General features: G+C 69.7%; 14 protein-coding genes and 1 pseudogene. 7 read left to right on the forward strand and 8 right to left on the reverse strand.

All coding sequences use genetic code 11. From position 1 onward, the window contains the following. Window positions 1-204: pseudogene (locus B086_RS0125595) on the reverse strand (osmotically inducible protein OsmC); the annotation flags it as partial. Window positions 205-470: 266 nt separating this feature from the next. Between B086_RS0125595 and B086_RS0125600 the strand changes: the two are divergent. From B086_RS0125600 to B086_RS0125615, 4 genes are all read left to right on the forward strand, one after another. Beyond that, window positions 471-4,385 (forward strand): S8 family serine peptidase, encoded by a 3,915-nt coding sequence (locus B086_RS0125600; protein ID WP_018569287.1) that lies wholly within the window; start codon window positions 471-473, stop codon window positions 4,383-4,385. 188 nt (window positions 4,386-4,573) lie between these two features. Then, window positions 4,574-5,557 carry a helix-turn-helix transcriptional regulator gene (locus B086_RS0125605; protein WP_018569288.1) on the forward strand — a complete coding sequence of 328 codons (984 nt, stop codon included), beginning with the start codon at window positions 4,574-4,576 and terminating at the stop codon, window positions 5,555-5,557. Window positions 5,558-5,735: 178 nt separating this feature from the next. Continuing rightward, window positions 5,736-6,680, forward strand: a complete 945-nt coding sequence (locus tag B086_RS0125610) for an LAETG motif-containing sortase-dependent surface protein (protein ID WP_026252760.1) — start codon at window positions 5,736-5,738, stop codon at window positions 6,678-6,680. Window positions 6,681-6,845: 165 nt separating this feature from the next. Further along, window positions 6,846-7,046 carry a cold-shock protein gene (locus tag B086_RS0125615; protein ID WP_018569290.1) on the forward strand — a complete coding sequence of 67 codons (201 nt, stop codon included), beginning with the start codon at window positions 6,846-6,848 and terminating at the stop codon, window positions 7,044-7,046. A gap of 262 nt (window positions 7,047-7,308) precedes the next feature. Here B086_RS0125615 and B086_RS0125620 read toward each other — a convergent pair whose 3' ends face one another. The 5 genes from B086_RS0125620 to B086_RS45645 all read right to left on the reverse strand — a co-directional run bounded on the left by B086_RS0125620 (window position 7,309) and on the right by B086_RS45645 (window position 12,417). Next, window positions 7,309-7,620 carry a hypothetical protein gene (locus B086_RS0125620; protein ID WP_018569291.1) on the reverse strand — a complete coding sequence of 104 codons (312 nt, stop codon included), beginning with the start codon at window positions 7,618-7,620 and terminating at the stop codon, window positions 7,309-7,311. Beyond that, the gene (locus B086_RS0125625) at window positions 7,617-8,069 is read right to left on the reverse strand and encodes a MarR family transcriptional regulator (RefSeq protein WP_026252761.1); all 453 of its coding nucleotides are present in this window, start codon (window positions 8,067-8,069) and stop codon (window positions 7,617-7,619) included. The genes B086_RS0125620 and B086_RS0125625 overlap by 4 nt, the downstream gene beginning before the upstream one ends. A gap of 841 nt (window positions 8,070-8,910) precedes the next feature. Further along, window positions 8,911-10,137, reverse strand: coding sequence for a ParB/RepB/Spo0J family partition protein (locus B086_RS0125635; RefSeq protein ID WP_018569294.1), 1,227 nt, complete (start codon window positions 10,135-10,137; stop codon window positions 8,911-8,913). Then, window positions 10,134-11,399 carry a ParA family protein gene (locus B086_RS0125640; protein WP_026252762.1) on the reverse strand — a complete coding sequence of 422 codons (1,266 nt, stop codon included), beginning with the start codon at window positions 11,397-11,399 and terminating at the stop codon, window positions 10,134-10,136. Before B086_RS0125640 ends, B086_RS0125635 begins: the two co-directional genes overlap by 4 nt. Window positions 11,400-11,592: 193 nt before the next feature. Continuing rightward, window positions 11,593-12,417, reverse strand: a complete 825-nt coding sequence (locus B086_RS45645; protein ID WP_234029365.1) for a hypothetical protein — start codon at window positions 12,415-12,417, stop codon at window positions 11,593-11,595. 1,070 nt (window positions 12,418-13,487) lie between these two features. Here B086_RS45645 and B086_RS0125650 point away from each other — a divergent pair. The 3 genes from B086_RS0125650 (at window position 13,488) to B086_RS0125660 (ending at window position 16,751) form a co-directional block, all read left to right on the forward strand. After that, window positions 13,488-14,603 (forward strand): bifunctional DNA primase/polymerase, encoded by a 1,116-nt coding sequence (locus B086_RS0125650; protein WP_018569297.1) that lies wholly within the window; start codon window positions 13,488-13,490, stop codon window positions 14,601-14,603. Then, window positions 14,600-16,165, forward strand: coding sequence for a DNA primase family protein (locus B086_RS0125655; RefSeq protein ID WP_018569298.1), 1,566 nt, complete (start codon window positions 14,600-14,602; stop codon window positions 16,163-16,165). Before B086_RS0125650 ends, B086_RS0125655 begins: the two co-directional genes overlap by 4 nt. Before the next feature lie 202 nt (window positions 16,166-16,367). Further along, window positions 16,368-16,751 carry a DUF6009 family protein gene (locus B086_RS0125660; protein WP_018569299.1) on the forward strand — a complete coding sequence of 128 codons (384 nt, stop codon included), beginning with the start codon at window positions 16,368-16,370 and terminating at the stop codon, window positions 16,749-16,751. A 27-nt stretch (window positions 16,752-16,778) separates the two neighbouring features. On the opposite strand, the gene B086_RS0125665 is transcribed toward B086_RS0125660, so the two are convergent. Both B086_RS0125665 and B086_RS0125670 read right to left on the reverse strand, forming a co-directional pair. Beyond that, the gene (locus B086_RS0125665) at window positions 16,779-17,024 is read right to left on the reverse strand and encodes a Smr/MutS family protein (protein WP_018569300.1); all 246 of its coding nucleotides are present in this window, start codon (window positions 17,022-17,024) and stop codon (window positions 16,779-16,781) included. A gap of 64 nt (window positions 17,025-17,088) precedes the next feature. Continuing rightward, the gene (locus tag B086_RS0125670; RefSeq protein ID WP_018569301.1) at window positions 17,089-18,006 is read right to left on the reverse strand and encodes an alpha/beta fold hydrolase; all 918 of its coding nucleotides are present in this window, start codon (window positions 18,004-18,006) and stop codon (window positions 17,089-17,091) included. Window positions 18,007-18,263 lie beyond the last annotated feature (257 nt).

Raw genomic sequence — 18,263 nt, forward strand, 5'->3', positions numbered from 1 at the left:
GGCGGCGCGGCGCAGGGCGCCGAGGAAGCAGGCGGCCCAGCCGGCGGCGAGGAGCTGTTCGGGGTTGGTGGCGCCGCCCGCGCCGCCGAGTTCCTTGGGGATGGCCAGGGTGTGCTCCAGGAGGCCGTCCTCGGAGCGGGCGGTGCCGCCGTTGCGGCCCTCGCCGGTGACGGCGACACGGGCGGTGTAGGTGACGGGTGCCATGACTGATCTCCCTGTACGTGTTCGTGAATATGTGTGTGGCGGGTGCCTCCTTCCCTGGTGACCCGGACTTCCGTGTCACCTGTTCAGGCGGTGACGTCATCATGGCAGGCATACGTGTCACCAGTCAAGGGGGTGACTTCTGGGGCTGTCATGGTTGCGCCATGTCTCACCTGCGCCAACGGAATCCAGTGACACAAAGTTCACCCCCGTCGGATTCTGTCCAGCGCGTGAACTCAGTCCAGCCACCGAGGGAAGGCATGGCACCGATGAGACAGATCCGCCTGATGGCGGCGACAGCGGCAGGCTTCGCCCTGGCCGTGGGAGCGGTGGGAGCCGTGACCCCGGTGACCGCCGCCGCACCCGGCACGGGACCGGCGGTCACCCCGCGGACCCACCCGGCGGCGTCCGCGACCGGAACGGCCACCGTACGCCTGATCACGGGCGACACCGTCACCGTGGAGAAGGGCACGGACGGGCACCAGACGGCCACCGTGCGCCCAGGAACCGGCCGTGACGGCATCGTCTTCCACACCTACGAGCAGGACGGCCGCATCTCCGTGCTGCCGTCCGACGCCCAACCCCTGGTGTCGGCGGGCCGGTTGGACGGTTCGCTGTTCGACGTCACCGTCCTTCTCGCACAGCGCTACGACACCGCCCACACCTCCGCGCTCCCGCTGCTGATCGGCACCGCCGACGGCGCCTCGGCCCCGGCCGCGCGCCGACTCACCGCGTTCGCCGAGCAGTCGGCGGCTGCGCAGAAGAAGCAGAAACCCCAGAGGAGCCAGAAGAACCAGCAGGACCAGCAGGACCAGCAGGACCAGCAGGACCAGACGGCCGGGACGGCCCGGCAGGCCGCCGCTCCCCCGCGCGACCTGCCCAGCATCCACGCCCGCGCCCTCAGCGTGCCGCAGCAGGACCTGGGCCGGTTCTGGGACCAACTCGCCCCGGCCGCCGGGGCATCGCGGACCGCGTCCGCGCTCGCCGCCGTCCCGCGCGTCCGCCTGGACGGCCGGGTCCGCGCCGTGCTCGATCGCAGCACCGCCCAGATCAACGCGCCCGCCGTCTGGCAGAAGGGCGACCGCGGCGAGGGCGTCAAGGTCGCCGTGCTCGACACCGGCGTCGACCAGAACCACCCCGACCTCGCCGGACGGATCTCGAAGGCCCAGGACTTCTCCGGCAGTTCGGGCCCCGGCGACGTCTTCGGACACGGTACGCACGTCGCGTCCATCGTCGGCGGCAGCGGCGCGGCCTCCGGCGGCACCCGCAAGGGCGTGGCGCCCGCGGCCGACCTGCTGATCGGCAAGGTGCTCGGCGACGACGGCTACGGCACCGAGTCGGCGGTGATCGCCGGCATGGAGTGGGCGGCGGCGCAGGGCGCCAAGGTCGTCAACATGAGCCTCAGTTCGGACTCGCCCAGCGACGGCACCGACGCGATGAGCCAGGCGCTGAACGAACTGAGCCGCAGCACCGGCACGTTGTTCGTGACGGCGGCCGGCAACAGCGGCGCCGACGGCGCGAGCACCATCGGCGCGCCCGCCGCGGCCGACGACGCCCTCACCGTCGGCGCCGTGGACCGCGACGACTCGCTGGCCGACTTCTCCAGCCGCGGTCCCCGGGCCGGTGACGGCGCGCTCAAGCCGGACGTGACCGCGCCGGGTGTCGGGATCGTCGCGGCCCGCGCCGCGGGCACCACCATGGGCGACCCGGTGGACCAGTACTACACGGCCGCCTCCGGCACCTCGATGGCCACCCCGCACGTGGCCGGCGCGGCCGCCCTGGTCGCCCATGAGCACCCCGACTGGACCGGCGCCCAGATCAAGGACGCGCTGGTCAGCACCGCCCGTACGATCGACGGCCAGAAGGCGCCCGAGCAGGGCGGCGGACGCATCGACGCCTCCGCGGCGGCCCTCGGCACGGTCACCGCGACCGGCAGCCTCACCCTCGGCTCCTTCCACCCCGGGGACGCCCCCCGCACCGCGACCCTGCGCTACACCAACACCTCCGGCGCCGACGTCACGCTGGCCCTCAGCCCGCGGCTGACGGACGCCGACGGCCGCCCCGCCCCGGCGGACACCGTCCGGCTCTCCTCCCCCACGGTCCGCGTCCCCGCCCACGGCACCGCCGCCGTCACGCTGACCGCCGACACCGGCAGGACGGGCCGCGGCACCTACTACGGCTATGTCACCGCCACCGTGTCCGGCGCCCCCGCATCCGTCGTGCACACCACCCTCGGCCTGACCGTGCACGCGCCCGTGCACCGGCTCACGGTGGTGTCGTACGACGAGCACGGCAAGCGCGTGCCGCTCCAGCCGGTCATCTGGGGCGCCGACGGCTTCGAGTCCTACCAGGACCCCGCACGCGGCATCGCCGAGGTCGAGGAGGGCACGTACCAGGTCAACGAGACCTTCCTGGTCGACGCCCAGGACGGCCAGGAGATGCGCGAGGTCGTGCTGCCCGAGGTGAAGGTCACCAAGGACACCACCGTCACCGTGGACGCCCGCGCCACCGTGCCCGTCGAGATCCGCACCCCCCGCCCCGCCGAGCAGCGCGGCGCGATCAGCTACCAGACGTACCGCGCCCTCGACGGCCACAGCCTGCTCCAGGGCACGATGTACTTCGACCTCGCCAAGCGCGTCTACGCGAGCCCCGCTCCCCCGGTCAAGGAGGGCACGTTCGAGTTCTCCTCCCGCTGGCAGCTCGTCGCGCCGCTCCTGGAGACCCGGGCCGCCGGTCTGCCCGGCACGCTGAACACGTACTACATGCCCGCCTCCCCGCTGTTCGGCGAGCGCGGCGCGACCCTGGAGGCCGCCGACGCGGGCGATGTCTCCGCCCCCGCGCTCGACCGGGTCCGGGGCCGGATCGCGGTCCTCACCAACACCACCTGGGTGAACGAGGCCGACGTCGTCGAACGGGCCGCCGCCGCGGGCGCCAAGGCCGTGCTCCTGGTCCAGTCCGACGACAACCCGTGGACCCGCTGGCGCCCCGACGGCGACCGCTGGGCCGCTCCCACCATCCGCGTCGGCGCCACCGACGGGGCCAAGATCCTCAAACTGTCCCACCGCCACCCGGAGCGGCTGACCTTCCACGGCACCTCGCGCAGCCCCTACCTGTACGACGTGATGCAGATCAGCAAGCAGGAAATCCCGAAGCACATCACGTACACCGTCTCGGAGCGCACCAGCGCCACCGTCCGCACCACCTACGCGGACAACGGCGGCGCCGGCTGGGGCTCCGAACAGCGCTTCGCCCGGCGGCCGTTCCAGCAGACCACCTGGAACCAGTACAACCGCTTCGTGCCCACCGGCTTCACCCGCACCGAGTACATCAGCGCCGGTGACACCGTCTGGCAGCACCTGGTCCACCACACCACGGTCTTCGACCAGGACCAGCCGCTGGCCATCGGCGAGCGGGACACCCCGCGCACCTACCGGGCGGGCGAGCGCAGCGCGGAGACCTGGCAGGGCGCCGTCGTGCGCCCGTCGATCCCGGCCGGGACCACCCACCCGACCACCCGCACCGGCAACGTACTCAACCTGTGGATCCCGGAGTTCACGGACTCCCAGCCCGGCCACTGGACCCGGCTGCTGGAGGGCGGCTTCGGCGTCGGCACCAGCTCCGGCACCGCACCGGCCGCGACCGGCGACACCACCGCGGCGGTGCTCTACCGGAACGGGAAGAAGTACGCCGACCTGCCCAGCACCTGGCTGGACGCCGAGGTCCCCGCCGAACAGGCCGACTACCGCCTCGACCTGACCACCTCCCGCACCGAACCCGAGTGGCACTTCGCCACCGCCACCAGCACGTCCTGGTCGTTCCGTTCGCGGCGCACCGAGCAGGCCGTGCCGCTGCCGCTGCTCCAGCTCGACTACGACGTACCCGTCGACGCCCGAAACACGGTCACGGCCCGCGGCTCCTACGGCGTCGGTGTCACGGTCCGCGCCCAGAGCGGCGCCCCCGCCCCACACGGGGTCACCGTCCGGGTGGAGACGTCCACCGACGGCGGACGCACCTGGCACACGGCCCGCACCGGCCACCGCACCGGCACCTCCTTCCGGGCCACCGTCGCCCCGGCCGGCCACGGCCACGGCACCGCCTATGTGAGCCTGCGCGTCACGGCCCAGGACTCCATGGGCAACAGCGTCCGGCAGACCGTCGAACGCGCCTGGGCGGAACGCCGCTGACCGTCCCCTGAAGGCACGGCCACGACAACGTGAGGGCGAGCGGTGGGATTTCACCGCTCGCCCTTACGCCCCTCTTCACCCGTCTTTCGCACCGATCACCCCATTCCCTCTGCCCTACAGTCGTCAACCAGGGCCAACGGCAAGCGGGGAGGACGTGCGGGATGCTGGAAGCCGCTGGAGTCTCACAGATGCAGGAATCCGTCTACCGCGTGCTCGTGATGTCCGGCCACGCCACGGTCGACGACATCGCCCGGCGCACCGGTATTCCCCGCGCCGACAGCGAGAAGACCCTGGAGGCGCTGGTCGCCATGGGTCTGGCCACCCACGCCGACGGCACCCCCGGGCGGTTCCGGGCGGTCCCGCCGGACGTCGCCCTGCTCCCCCGCATCAAGCGGAACACCGAGGCCCTCGACCTCGCCAGGACCGAGGCCGCCCGGCTGATCGAGACACACCGCGAGACGGTGCGCCGCCACGACGCCGGCCAGCTGCTCGAAGTCATCACCGGCGCCGAGGCGTTGCGCCAGCACCTCAAGCAGATCCAGACCCACGCGCGCGAGGAGATGCTCTGGTTCTGCAAGGCCCAGTACGTCGCCATGCCGTCCGGCAGCAACACCGAGGAGTACGAGGCCCTGGCCCGGGGTGTGCGCTACCGCGTCCTGTACGAGCAGGCGTTCTTCGACGACGAGGGTGCGGTGGACAACGTTGCCACGGGGATGCGGGCCGGAGAGTCCGCCCGCGCCGTGCCCAGCCTCCCGCTGCGGCTGGCCGTCGCCGACCGCTCCGTCGCCATCTTCCCCCTGGTCCCCGGCGGCCCCCAGGGCAGCCCCGACGAGCCCACCACCGCCCTGGTGCGCGACAGCAACCTGCTGAGCGCCCTGGTCGCCCTGTTCGAGAGCTACTGGGAGAACGCCGTCCCCCTGCACCTCACGGACGCCACGGCCCCGCAGGCCCTGCTCACCGAGGAACCCGCCTCTCCCCGCACCCGGCTCTCCCCGGTCGACAGCCGACTGCTGTCGCTGCTCGTGGCGGGAGTCACCGACAAGGCCATCGCCTCCCATATGAGCCTGAGCCGCAGAACCGTCCAGCGCCGCATCCAGTCGCTCATGGAGCGCGCCGGTGCCGAGACCCGTATGCAGCTCGCCTGGCAGGCCGCCCGGCGTGAGTGGCTGTAAACACATATCTTGCCCTGTACACCCCTCCGACCGGGGCGACTTGACATTCATGTGGTGCAACGTGTGTGGTGACCTCGATCCGCTGCCCCCACATGACTAGAACACCACGCTCACACACCTGGTCACGGCGGCGCCGACACCAGGTGTGTGAGCGTGCCACCAGGAACGGAAAACTTCCATGGCAAGAGCCCGCCATTTCGCGCTGGGATCCGTGCTGAGCACGACCGCGGCCGTGCTCCTCGTCTCCGCAGGCAGCACCTTCAGCGCCTACGCGGCGAGCGCCTCCGGTGCCGGTGCGCAGCAGAGTTCCTTCCACCCCAACCAGAACGCGGCCGGCAGCCGGGTCGACTCCCCCTGCCGGTTCTCCGTGGACGGCCACACCTGGCTGCCGAGCGGCGAGGCCCGCAAGCTCGACCTGTCCTCCGGCGACAGCGGCAAGCTGCACATCGGTGTCCGCGCGGGCAAGGGCGACACCTGCACGGTCTCCCTCGCCGCGTACCTCACGCACGGACCGAGCTGGCAGACCTCCGGCAAGCAGGAGTTCCTCGACTTCGACACCGTCACGGTCTCCCACGGCGCCACCGGCCATCTCACGATCACGGCCCCCGGCAAGGACTGCTTCACCCAGATCGACCTCTACAAGGGCGACGTCAAGCACGACGGCAAGACCGCCGATCTGCCGGAGGGCCCCGACCACCCGGTGTTCACCGGCAATCTCATCGCGGCCTGGCAGGGCGGGACCACGGTGTGCCACGTCCCGGAGACCCCGTCCACGCCCACTCCCTCGGCCTCCACCTCCACCCCGCCGGCCGAGTCCACCCCGCCCGCGACCCCGACACCCAGCGCTTCGCAGCCCTCGGCCCCGGGCACCCCCACTCCGTCGGCCTCGGTGCCGTCCAGCCCCTCCACCCCGTCCACTCCGGCCACCACCACGTCCACGGCCCCGGCCGGGGCGGTGCCCGTCACTCCCCGGCCGAGCCAGTCGGGTGATTCGTCCCAGCCCCTCGCGGAGACGGGCAGCAGCAACACCGTGCCGCTCGCGGCCGGTGCGGCGGCCCTGGTGGCGGCGGGCGCCGGTGCGCTCGTCATCGCCCGTCGTCGCCGCACAGCACAAAAGGGCTGACGACACACACGTTTCCGCAGGCAGGAGAAGTCTCGTGCGAAACGTGGTTCCGACTTACCATGGTGACGGCAAAGGCGGAACCGGGCTGCGGCCGAAACGTTCCCGCCCGAGCGGGCCCGCCACGGACAAGGTTGGCTGGGTCTCGGCTTAGACGAAGGAAAGTACATGGCAAGCGGCACCGTGAAGTGGTTCAACTCCGAAAAGGGCTTCGGTTTCATCGCCCAGGACGGCGGACCTGACGTCTTCGCGCACTACTCCAACATCGCGGGCAACGGCTACCGCGAGCTGGTCGAGGGTGAGCAGGTCACTTTTGACGTCACCCAGGGCCAGAAGGGCCCGCAGGCAGAGAACATCGTCCGCGGCTGACTGTTCGCGCGCACGGGGCACTGTCCCGGAGAATCGTTCTGAGCGAAGAATCGAACAGTTCGAACAAGCTCCGGGACATTGCCCTGACAGCAGGAAAGGCGTCCTGCGGATCGCACCTCATGTACGTCACGTCAATGAGGGACGATCCGCAGGACGCCTTCTGTTGTCCGTTCTGCTGACCGAACAGTCCGGCCCTCGGGAAGCACCCGGGGAAGTACCGGTCGGCGCCCGCCAGTTCGGAGCGGTTCCTTGCCGGTACCGATCAGGTCGCGCGGCGGAGTGGAACGACGACCCGCTCCCCCAGCCGCCCCGGAACGATCCGGTAGTACTTGATATGGCCGATCTTCTCGGTCTCTTCCAGCCAGCCCAGACCGATCACCTGCTTGCGCGTCCGGGAAAACACCGGCGGTGCCATCCCCACCAGCTGGGCCAGCTGCGCCGCGGTCTCCAGTACGGCGCCGGAGCGGTCCGTCGGGTGCAGGGCGTACAGCATGACGACGAGACGCTGGTTGGCGGTCATGCCGGCCGTTGCCTCCAGCAGCTTGAGGTTCTGCTGCTTGTCGTCACTGGTCACTTTGCCTCCCACCGTGCTGGAGTGTTCTCGTCGAAGCCCGGGATGTCCGGCGGATTGCACGTCCTCACCGCTTCACGCTGCTCCAGCCCTGTTCCATGGAAGGCAATGTACGGGCTGATGCGGTAGAAGTTGTAGTTGCCGATGCGTCCCCGGACAATCAGAACCCGATGCTTGGCGAGCTTTCTGTTGATCTTCCCCACCGCGTCCGTCGACATGCCGACCCGCTTGGCGATGTCCGCTCCGGTGGCTCTCAGCGGTTCCATACCCTCGGGTGACACACCGATCCACCACAGGACGAGGAACTTCTGACTGGGCGTGAAGGCCGTCGACTCCGTGATGGCCTCGACCCGCGCCTTGTCCACCTGCGTATGCCTCCCCGAGAAGGCATAAGGCGCATAAGGGACCGGCTCGCCGGTGTCGGCGTCGACCAGTCTGCGTACTGCTCCCAACAGGCCCTCCATGCGTGGGGCATTGGCATTGATGCACTGTTCATCCAGGGCGACCCTCAGGCCGACCACATGAACCTAACGTACATGAGCAGGAAGTCAATCAACTCCGCTCGTCGACCGTGTCGCTTGTCCTCCACACAGCGCATCGAGGGTCCGTCACCTGGTCCTCGCCCGGCCGTTCCTCGGGCGTCTCGGGGCCGTCCCCCGGTCGAGAGATGTACGTGACGTCAATCTGCCGCTGTCCTGGAACAGCGGTGCCCAGTTCCCTCGGACGTACTGGCAGTTTCTGAGAACCGTGTGGCAGATCGAGGAACAGCGGTGCCAGATCGAGGAAACCGAGTGATCAGTTCCTGGGAACCGGGTGCCCAGTTCCCTCAGCCGTGCATGACGATCCGCTGAACTGCCTACCAGTCCGCAGGATCTTGGTCCGGCTCTGCATTTCCGCAGCTCAGAGGCGGTTTCCTCAGCGGACGCTCTCTTACTTCGTCCAACGCGCCGCGGGCCCACCGCCCGGCCCGTCCCATGCCGAGCTGTTCCGACCTGTTCCGCCCTGATGCGGGCCCCACTGTTCCTGTACCACGGAAAGTCAGCCAGTACGCGCCCGCGGCCGACAGCTCAGGCGCGCGTGTGCCTCCAGCAACCCCGCACTCGGCCCAGCCACGCTTGAGGAAAAAGGAAGGCAGCACTGCCGGGAGTCGGGCACCGGCGGTCGGAAGGTGAGCGCCTGGGCGCGGCACGGGTGCGGAGACCGATGTCCCTCCCCCGGCCTATTACGCCGTAATAAGGCCGTCCCCCTATTACGGCGTAATAGGGGGACGGCCTGAGTGATGACGCTTGGTGCTCAGCGGGTGCTGCTGGGGGACTCCAGACGCTCCTGCTGATGCTTGTTGAGGATGACGAGCATCCGGTCGAACTCGGTCGGGCTCATCTTGCGGATGAGGTGCATCGCAAGGAAGGCCCCGTTGTCGTAGGGCAGTCGGCGGGCAGCCGAGGAGCTGGAGTCGGTGAGGTCAGGTTCGGCGACGGCGACGGCGGACGAGCGATCGGATCGGGGTTCGGGAACGGTCTCCGGTGCCGGGGCAGGCCGCGTGGGCACGGACGGGATGGACGGGGCGGACTCCCCCGGGCTCGTCGGTTCTACCGCCGGGTCCGCAGACTCCGCAGACTCTGCGGCGGACGGATCCCACGACTCCGCCGCCTCCTGTGAGTGCCCTTCCGTTTCGACTTCCTCCGCCGGCCCCGCTAGCTCCTCTGGCCCCGGCGGCTCCTCTGGCTCCGGTCCCTGCGGAGCCGCCGGGCCCTCCGGCGTCACCGGCCTCACCGAGCTCACCTGAGCAGCCGCTGCCGCCTTGCGCTCCGCATCCTTGCGCAGGCGCTCGGCCTTCAGCTCCTCCAGCGCCTCCGCCTGTCGCTCCTGCGGTTCCTTCGCCACCGCACGCAGCAGCTCGACGGGTTCCTCACCGACCACGGCCTGAAGCTGCGGAGAGAGATTCAGCAGGGCGAGCCGCTGGGAGACCCAGCCCTGCGACTTGCGCAGCCGCTTGGCCAACTGGACCTGTGAGCCATGGATGGAGAGCAGCCGCTGAAGGGCACGCGCCTCGTCCAGCGGGTCCAGGTCGTTGCGGTGGATGTTGGCGACGAGCGCGGATTCGAGGATGGCGTCGCCGTCACTCCCCTGCTCGTCGTCGACCATCACATGGAGATGCGTGAGGCCGGCTTCCCGCGCGGCGGCGAGGCGGCTGCTGCCGTCGACGACGACATGCGTCGTGTCGGGCTCCAGATCCTTCTCGCGCTCGGGGTTGGCCTTGATGTAGGCATCGCGGTTCATGACCGTGATGGCCTGCTTCTGGCCGTGCTCCTTGAGGCTGCCCGTCAGTTCGGAGAGATCGCCGAGGGAGGTGCGGGGGTTCTCGGGGTTGGGGCTGATGCGTTCGACGGGCACCCGGGTGGGCGGGGCCACCCCTTCGGTGGGGACGCCGGTGGCGGCGCCGATAGCGGCCCGGCGGGCGCTGACGGGCCGGGCGCCTCCTCCAAAGCGCCCTGCTCCGAGCTGGTCGGCCTTGCTCATGAGATCTCCCGTGCCAGGGCGCGCATACCGATGGCCTGCTGCGAGGAAGGGGCGTAACTGAGCAGCGGCTGCTTCATCCGCACCGCTTCCTTCTGTTCTTTCAGGTCACTGATGAGACCGACGACCCGCGGATCCTTTATGTCGATCCAGCCCTGGAGGGAGGACGTGGCGATGTAGCCGCGCCGACCGTCGTAGAGGTTGACCACGATGCCCAGGTAGTCGATGTCGAGCCCGAGGTCGTTGCGGAGGTCCTCGATCTGGTTGGTGAGCAGATCGTAGGCATCGGCGGAACTGTCCTCGGCCTGGACGACGATGAGCGCCCCGGACTGGCCCGGCCGCTCGCTGTCTCGCCGACGCCCGTAGTAGGCCGCCGCGTCCATGCTGAGGCCGAGGCTGGGCGGGCAGTCGACGAGGATCACGTCGTAATCGGCTTCCAGCGGAGTGAGCGCGCGTTCGAGAGCGGCCTCACGGGCGCGTACGGCGGAGAGCCGGACGTCCAACAGGAAAGCGTCGTGGCAGGCGGGCAGCAGGTGCAGCCGACCGCCGAAGTGGTCCTCGTCGATGGAGACGATCAGATCCCGCAGCTCGCCCTTGGGATCCCCGGCCATGTGGTTGGTGAGGCTGTCGCCGTTCATCGCCAGGGGAGCGGCCCCCAGTTGATTGGTGAGGTGGCACTGCGGGTCGAAGTCGACCAGCAGGACACGGAGGCCCAGACCGGGCAGCTTCTCGATGCCGAGGGGGTCGGCGCCGCTCTCGCTCTCGTCGCCGTCCGTGTCACCTGCGCGGAGCGCGGCGGCGAGGGCCTTGGCGACACGGACGGGATAGAGGCTGTTGGAGTCCTCGGACAGTGCCTCACCCACACCGGCGGTGATGGCCGTCTTGCCGACCCCGCCCTTCTGGTTGCAGACGACGATGCGGCGGGTGATGTCCGGGCGCCGGACATCGGGGGCCGGGTTGGTGTCGAGCCAGAGCTGGACGGACTGCGCGAGTCCCTGGATGAGGGAGACCCTGCGGTCCTCCGCGATTCCACGGAACTCCTCCCACTGCCCAGGGGGGAGGAAGGTGGAGAAGGACTCGGCTCCGGCGGTGTCCACCGAGGCCGTGGCGGAGGCCAGACCGCACCAGGCGGCGATGCCCTGCTCCACGGCGGTCTGGATCTCGATGCCCAACTGAGCTGTTCTGACCTTGAGGTTCTGCCGGAGCCATCCCGGCAGTTTGGAGACGACCTTCGCTCGGTCGTTCGAGGTGGCTGGCATACTCATGGCGCTACCTTACTAACGCCCATGATCAAACGCAGCATCGACACGTTAGTTAGTGCGACTTGGTGAAGCGTCAGAGAGCTCTGTCTGTCCCTTCAGACTCCCTCATCCCTATTACGGCGTAATAGCCGGGGCTGGTTCATGGCTGTCCGGACGCCTGCCATGGGCCTGCTCTCCGGCCTCGGGGCCGGACCTATTACGGCGTAATAGCTGCCGCCTTCATGAACTCGGTGGCGGCGGTCACTGCGAAGCGGGCCTCCTCGGTGAGCCCCGCCGGACGGGTCGTCCGCTCCTCGTGCCGGGTCAGGGCTCGAACGGCCGCATCGAGATAGCGATGGAGGCTCACCATCTGAAGCGGCGTATGGCAGTGGGGGAGCACCGCTTCGATCTCCTCCAGCCAGTAGTCGGCGTCCTCGTCGAGGTGCAGCGCGTCCCGCTGTTCCAGAAGCCGGGTCGCGACAGGGACCAGAAGCCGATGCCGCTTCTCCGCCTCTTCCTGCGCACGGCGTTCCGCGGCCTGTTCGAGGATGAGCCTCCGCTCGGCTCGCAGCACTGCCTCGGGTGTCCGGCGGACCGGCTGGGCCTGAGGGGTCTCGTCGGTGAGCGCGGTGGCCCGGAGTCGCATCGCCTTGTTGTACGCCGCGCTCGGAGCGTTCACCGCCAGCGGGGGAGCGAGATGGGCCCAGTGGGCACCTGCCTCCCGGGCATCGTCCACCGCTCGCACCTGATGGAGTTCGGCCTGCTCCTTCACATACTCCCAGAGCAGCACCCTCTTCAGGGCCGCGGTGCGCCGTACCTCGTCGGGCTGGCCCCGCAGGGCGGGGGAGTGCTTCTCCGCGTACAGCAGTGCCCCATACAGCTCGTCGTCGGCCGGCATGCGTTCGACGTCCGGGTCCTCGGCCTTCTCATGGAACTGTCGCAGCTCCCCGACCAGAGCAGCGGCATCCAAGGGGCCGATCCGGACAGGGGGCTTGACCAGGGGTTTTGTGGTTCGGAGCGAACTTCGCGCGCGCTTGGCCATACGGGGATTGTGCCTCCCGCAGACCCGTTTCACAGAATGTGAAACATCTCAGCGAGGCTCGTGAACGGCCCGATCGCTGCTGGAGAGGCCCTGGGAAGCGGCTTGAGTCAGAGGTGGGACGCCGGGCGGAGGGTACGACGGAGGCCTATTACGGCGTAATAGCTCAGTCCCTCGGCCTGCGGGGGTCCCGGCCCCGGTCGGCGTGCACAGGCTCATGACCTGGAGACGGGAGCAGGGACCGAAAAGGTTCACGCTTCTTCCCGGAGTCCTGGAAGTCGGTGCGCAGTGGGCGTCGGAACAGTCCCTGCTGAGGGACCGAGCGGGCCAGGGTCCGAAGGCCAGGGGCTGAAAGGGTCCGGGTCCCTCTTGGTCCCTGAGCTTCAGTCCCTGGTGTTTTCGCAGGTCAGGGGCATCTTGCAGGTCCGGAGAGGGACTGTAGGGACTGAAAGCCGCAATTATGACGTAGACAAGACATGTGATTCCTGTACGCGGGCGCGTATGTCACTCATGTTCATGTTCAGCTCATAATTGGCGAGTTCAGTCCCTACAGTCCCTAATTTGCTGGTCATACGTCTCTGACCTGCGAAAACGTTGAGGGACCCAACAGGGTCCCTCAACCCTCCCGGACCCTGGCTTTTGGTCCCTGGGTCGCTTCGGCCCCTCTGCCCCGGTCTGGAGGGTGCCCACCAGGCACCTGGCTTATATGACAATCATCAGTCCCTTCAGCCCCTAGAGTGGGAAACCGCTGGTCCCTGCCCCGGGGGAGAGGGACCGACCGGCTCCCGGTCCCAGGGACCGAGGACGGCGGGCGGGCACGCGAGACTCACCGCAAAGGGACCCAGGGACTCAAGGGACCAGGAAAACTGATAGAAACGGCACGCGGCCCAGAACAGACCCACTTTTCGGACGATGAGCTCTAGACTCTTTTCGCACTAGAGTCCCTTCGGTCCCTGATGGCGTGTCACTGCCAGCCAGGTGTCCGTGCAGTGAGCGAACGATGAGACGTGACGAGGACGATCCCCGTGCCGCGCGAAGGTGAGAACCGCGAAAGTGCAGCCCGAGTCGGGCCCGTGGCTCCGCATGCCGTCGCACGGTGGTGCGCCGCGCAGGGCTGGCCGGTCCACCCCCTGGCCCCCGGGCGCAAGACGCCGGCCGGGAACTGCCCGGACTGCCGGACGCACCGGCACGACCCCGCCGACTGCCCCTGCCTGCCCGCAGGCCGCCCCTGTCACGGCTTCCACGCGGCGACCACCGACCCCGACCGCATCGACCGCTGGTGGAGCGCCAAGCCCTCGGCCGGGGTCGGCGTGGCCTGTGCCCCCGCGGACCTGGTCGTCATTGACATCGATGCCCACGCGGCTCCGGTGGCCGACCGCTCACGGCTGCTGCCCGGCATCCCCATCCCGGAGCAGGTCAGCCTGGACGGACTGGCCTCGGGCTTCGACACGCTGGCGCTGCTGGCCGCCTACCGGGGAGTTCCCGACCCCGCGGCGGACGAGACGACGCTGCGGGTCCGGACGCCCTCCGGGGGTCTGCACGTCTGGTACCGCAACCCGGACCCCGCGACGCGCTTCCGCTGCTCCACCGGGTCCGGCAGCAGGACCGCGCTCGCCTGGCAGGTCGATGTGCGCGCCGACGGGGGCTACATCGTGGCCCCCAGCACGCGTACCCCGCAGGGTGTCTACCGGGCGGAGGGCGAGGCCAGGACCCCGGCGCACCTGCCCGCCTGGCTCAGGGACGAACTCACCCGCACCGGGCATGTGGTGCCCGACGCCTCCCTCACGGCCCCTCCAGAGCCCTCAGGAGCCGCTGTGGCGCCTGCGGGAGGATCGGTGGCCCCGGATGCCCCGAGAGCCCCACAGGCCGTCACAGGCCCCTCCAGGGGCTTCCGTCCGGCCCGGCGGGAGGCTGCCGCGCTCCACCTCCTCGACCCGCTCATCGCGCAGATCGCCGGATGCGCCGTGGCCGCCGAAGGCATGGGCTTCTCGGAGAAGCTCAACCGGGCCGCCTACACCGCGGGCGGACTGGTCGGGGCCGGCCATCTGGAACATGCCCCGATCCGGGACCGGCTCGTCAGAGTCGCCCAGTACGCACGTCCCTGGCAGCAGGCCAGAAATGAAACGATCGTCGACGACGCCCTTGCCGTAGGGTCTGCCCGCCCTCTCCACCTCAAAGGACGTCCATGAGCAGCAGTGCCGGAAGCTCGCCGCGCTTCGACCCGCAGGCTGCCGCTCAGCAGATGCTCGATCTGGAGGCGGCGGCCGGACAGCCCCCCGGGGCGGCGCTGGTGCCCGCGCAGACGGTCCCTGAGGCCCCCTCAGGACCGCCCCAGCTCCCGCCGCCCGGCGCCTTCGGCGTGCCGTCGCTGCCGCCGTCGCTGTCGGACCGGGGCAACGCCCGGCTCTTCGTGCAGATGCACCGCGACCAGTTCCGGCACGTGGAGGGACTGGGCTGGTTCGCCTGGGACGGCTACCGGTGGAAGCGCACCGGCGGCGAGAAGGCCGCGCTGTGGGCCGCCGGGGAGATGGCGGAGGAGATGCCGGACACCGATCTGCGCGGCGTCTTCAGCAACCGCGAGATCGCCCAGCACAAGCGGCGCACCCTCTCCACCACCGGCATGAAGGCCCTGCTCACCCAGGCGAAGGCGTCGCCCGACCTCTCGGTGGACCCGGACTGCCTGGACGGCGATCCGTATGCGCTGTGCACCCCGGCGGGCGTGGTCGACCTGCACAACGGCCATCTGCGCAAGGCGGATCCCACCCGGGACTTCCACTCCCGGGCCACGAGCGTGGCCCCGCAGCGCATGGACACGCCGCGCTGGCACCGCTTCCTCACCGACACCTTCGGCAGCGACCCCGAGGGTGAGGAGATGATCGACTTCCTGCACCTGCTGCTGGGGTACTCGATCACCGGTGACGTGGGCGCCCAGGTGCTGCCCTTCCTGCACGGCGAGGGCAAGAACGGCAAGTCCGTCCTGCTGGACATCATGATCCAGATCCTGGGCGACTACGCCGACGCGGCCCCGCCCGGCTTCCTGATGGACCGGGGGGCGTTCTCGGAGCACTCCACCGAGCTGACCGAGCTGCACGGCCGCCGGCTCGTGGTGTGCAGCGAGCTGAAACCGAACGACAAGTTCGACGAGGCCCGGGTGCGCCTGCTGACCGGTGGCGACAAGATCAAGGCCCGCCGGATGCGGCAGGACTACTTCTCCTTCACGCCCACCCACCACCTGTGGCTGCTGGGCAACCACCGTCCCGAGGTGTCCACCGGCGGCTTCGCCTTCTGGCGCCGTATCCGGCTGCTGCCCTTCACCCGGACCGTCCCGGCCGAACGCCGGATCGACAACCTCGCCTTCGAACTCGTCCGGGACGAGGGCCCCGGCATCCTGCACTGGCTCATCGAGGGCTCCCAGCGCTACCTGGCCACCCGCGACCCGCTGGAAGGCCCCGACCGGGTCCGCATCGCCACCACCGCCTACGCCACCACCGAGGACCACATCGGCCGCTTCCTCGCCGAGTGCTGCACCCGGGACAGTGGCGAGGCCGGACGCGAACTCCGCGTCGAGCAGGGGCTGCTGTACACGGAGTACAGCTCCTGGTGCAACGCGGGGGAGGGGATCAGGCCCGCGACCCCGAGAGCCTTCGCCAACCGGGTCCGCCAGGACGTCGGCGTGGCCTCGCCCGCCGACATGATCAAGTCGAACGGACGCAAGTACTACCCGGGCATCGCCCTGTTGGAGCACCCGTGAGAAGGGCCGCACTTCGGGCGTACTCAGCGGTCGGCCTGCACCCCGACCGGCGGGAGCTCTACGATGGAGGGCAGGTCCCGCATGCGGCGGCTTCCACCAGAGGCTCCGCCACCGGCCGGAGCGAGGGCCGGAACGACACGTTCACATGCCTGGGCACGTCCCCCTTGGTGGGGAGCACGCCGACGAAGGAGGGGCTACAGCCATGAGCTCGCTACTGACCGAGAGCGACCTCATCCACGAGGAAGAGGTGGTGTGGCTGGAGAACCCCGAAAAGCTTGACTACGTCCGTCAGGCCCTGGACAAGACCAAGCGCCGCAACACCAAACCGCCCTACGCCCGCGACGGGCGCATGGTCGGGTACGCGCTGCTCGACGAGCAGGCGTCGCCCGACCCGGACAGCGGTCTGTACAAGCGCCGCGTCTTCTTCCTGCTGCCGCACGACCGCGACAGCCTGCCCGACGGCCTCTACCGCGAGGGAGCCCCGGGCGAGGCCGTCGACCCGCGCACCATCGCCCCCAGGAAGCCGGGGGCGAAGACTCCCCGCTCGCAGTGCGGCTCGCTGCCCATAGCGACATCGGCGCCCTGAGCCCGCGCCGCGGACAGCCGGGCGGCCTCAGCTGAAGTACACCAGCACGCGCCCGGAGTTCTTGGTGTCGACCTCCCGGCGCACATAGAGCCTGCGGATGTGCTTCTGGTCCAGAAAGGCCAGGACCCGGTCCCGGAGCCGCCCCGAGCCCTTGCCGGGGATGATCTCCGCGACCGGCACGCCCGCGTGGGACGCCCTGAAGAGGAACTGACGCATCGCGAGTTCGATGTCCCGGTTGTTGCGGAACACCGGGTGCAGATCGAGCGACATCATCGGGATCCTCCTCAGGGAGCGGACCGCTTCCGGCCGGGTGCGGGCGGGGGCAGCCGCCCCGGTCCTACAGGCTACGGTTCCCGGTTCCCTCCCCGGCCGTCTCCCGTACGAAGGCGAGCACCGCCTCGTTGAACCGCTCGGGCTCCTCGATGTGTCCCATGTGACCGCTGTCCTCCAGGACGAGGAGCCGGGAGTCGGGGATCAGCTCGTCCAGCTCCAGGCCCCAGCGGAGCCCGCAGATCACATCGTGCCGGCCGACGACGACCAGCGCGGGTACGGTCAGACCCTTCAGGGCGGCGCGGTCGTCGATGAGGTCGGGGGAGAGGTCCTCGTCAAGACCCGAGATGAACGTGGCCCGCAGCGCGTCCCGGAACGGGGCCAGCTCCTCCTCGTTCTCCCAGTAGTGGGCGAAGTAGGAGGGCAGGACGCCCCGGGCGACCGCCACGGTGTCCTCGTCGGTGGCCATGCCGGACATCGCGCCGAACGCGGCCAGGACACCCGGCAGACCGGGGTGACCGGCGTGCTCGGCCGCGAACCGCTCCACCATGCGGCCCGCCTCCTCGCCGTGCTCGGGCCCGGTGACCGGAGCACCCTCGTACAGCACGACCCCCGCCAGCCGCTGCGAGCGGTGCAGTGCGTGGTAGGCGGCGACGAACGCGCCGTGCGAATGGCCGAGCAGATGGACGTGGGGGACGCCCAGCCGGTTGATCAGCACTTCCAGGAAGCGGCTGTAGCGGTCCCGGGTGTAGCCGTGCGGGTGCGAGGGGAGCCGGCCGGACTCGCCGGTGCCGATCGGCTCGACGTACACCATGGTCAGGTGCTCCTCCAGCGCGGGCATGCGCAGATAGTCCCAGTGGATGCCCGGCCCTCCGGAGTGGGCCAGGACCACGGGACCGCTGCCGTGGACGTGATAGCGCTGGGTGATGCCGCCCACCTCGAAGGAGTGGGTACCGGGAGTGAGCGGACCGGGGGTGATGCTCATGAGGGTCTCCGCGTGATGTGAGGGTGTGTTCTGACACCGACACGACGCGAGTGGTGGTCGAGAGTTCGAAGACCCGGCCGTGATCCATGTCACTCCGGTCTCGGTGGAGGCTATTACGCCGTAATAGCCCGGGAGGGTGCGGGGGGCGGCGGTGCCCACCGGGCCGACCTATTACGGCGTAATAGCCCGAGAGGGTGCGGGTGCGAGGTGCGGAGTGTGGGCCGGAGGGCGGACCTATTACGGCGTAATAGGGGGAC

It is taken from the genome of Streptomyces sp. PsTaAH-124 (genome assembly GCF_000373685.1).
Taxonomy (GTDB): Bacteria; Actinomycetota; Actinomycetes; order Streptomycetales; family Streptomycetaceae; genus Streptomyces; species Streptomyces andamanensis.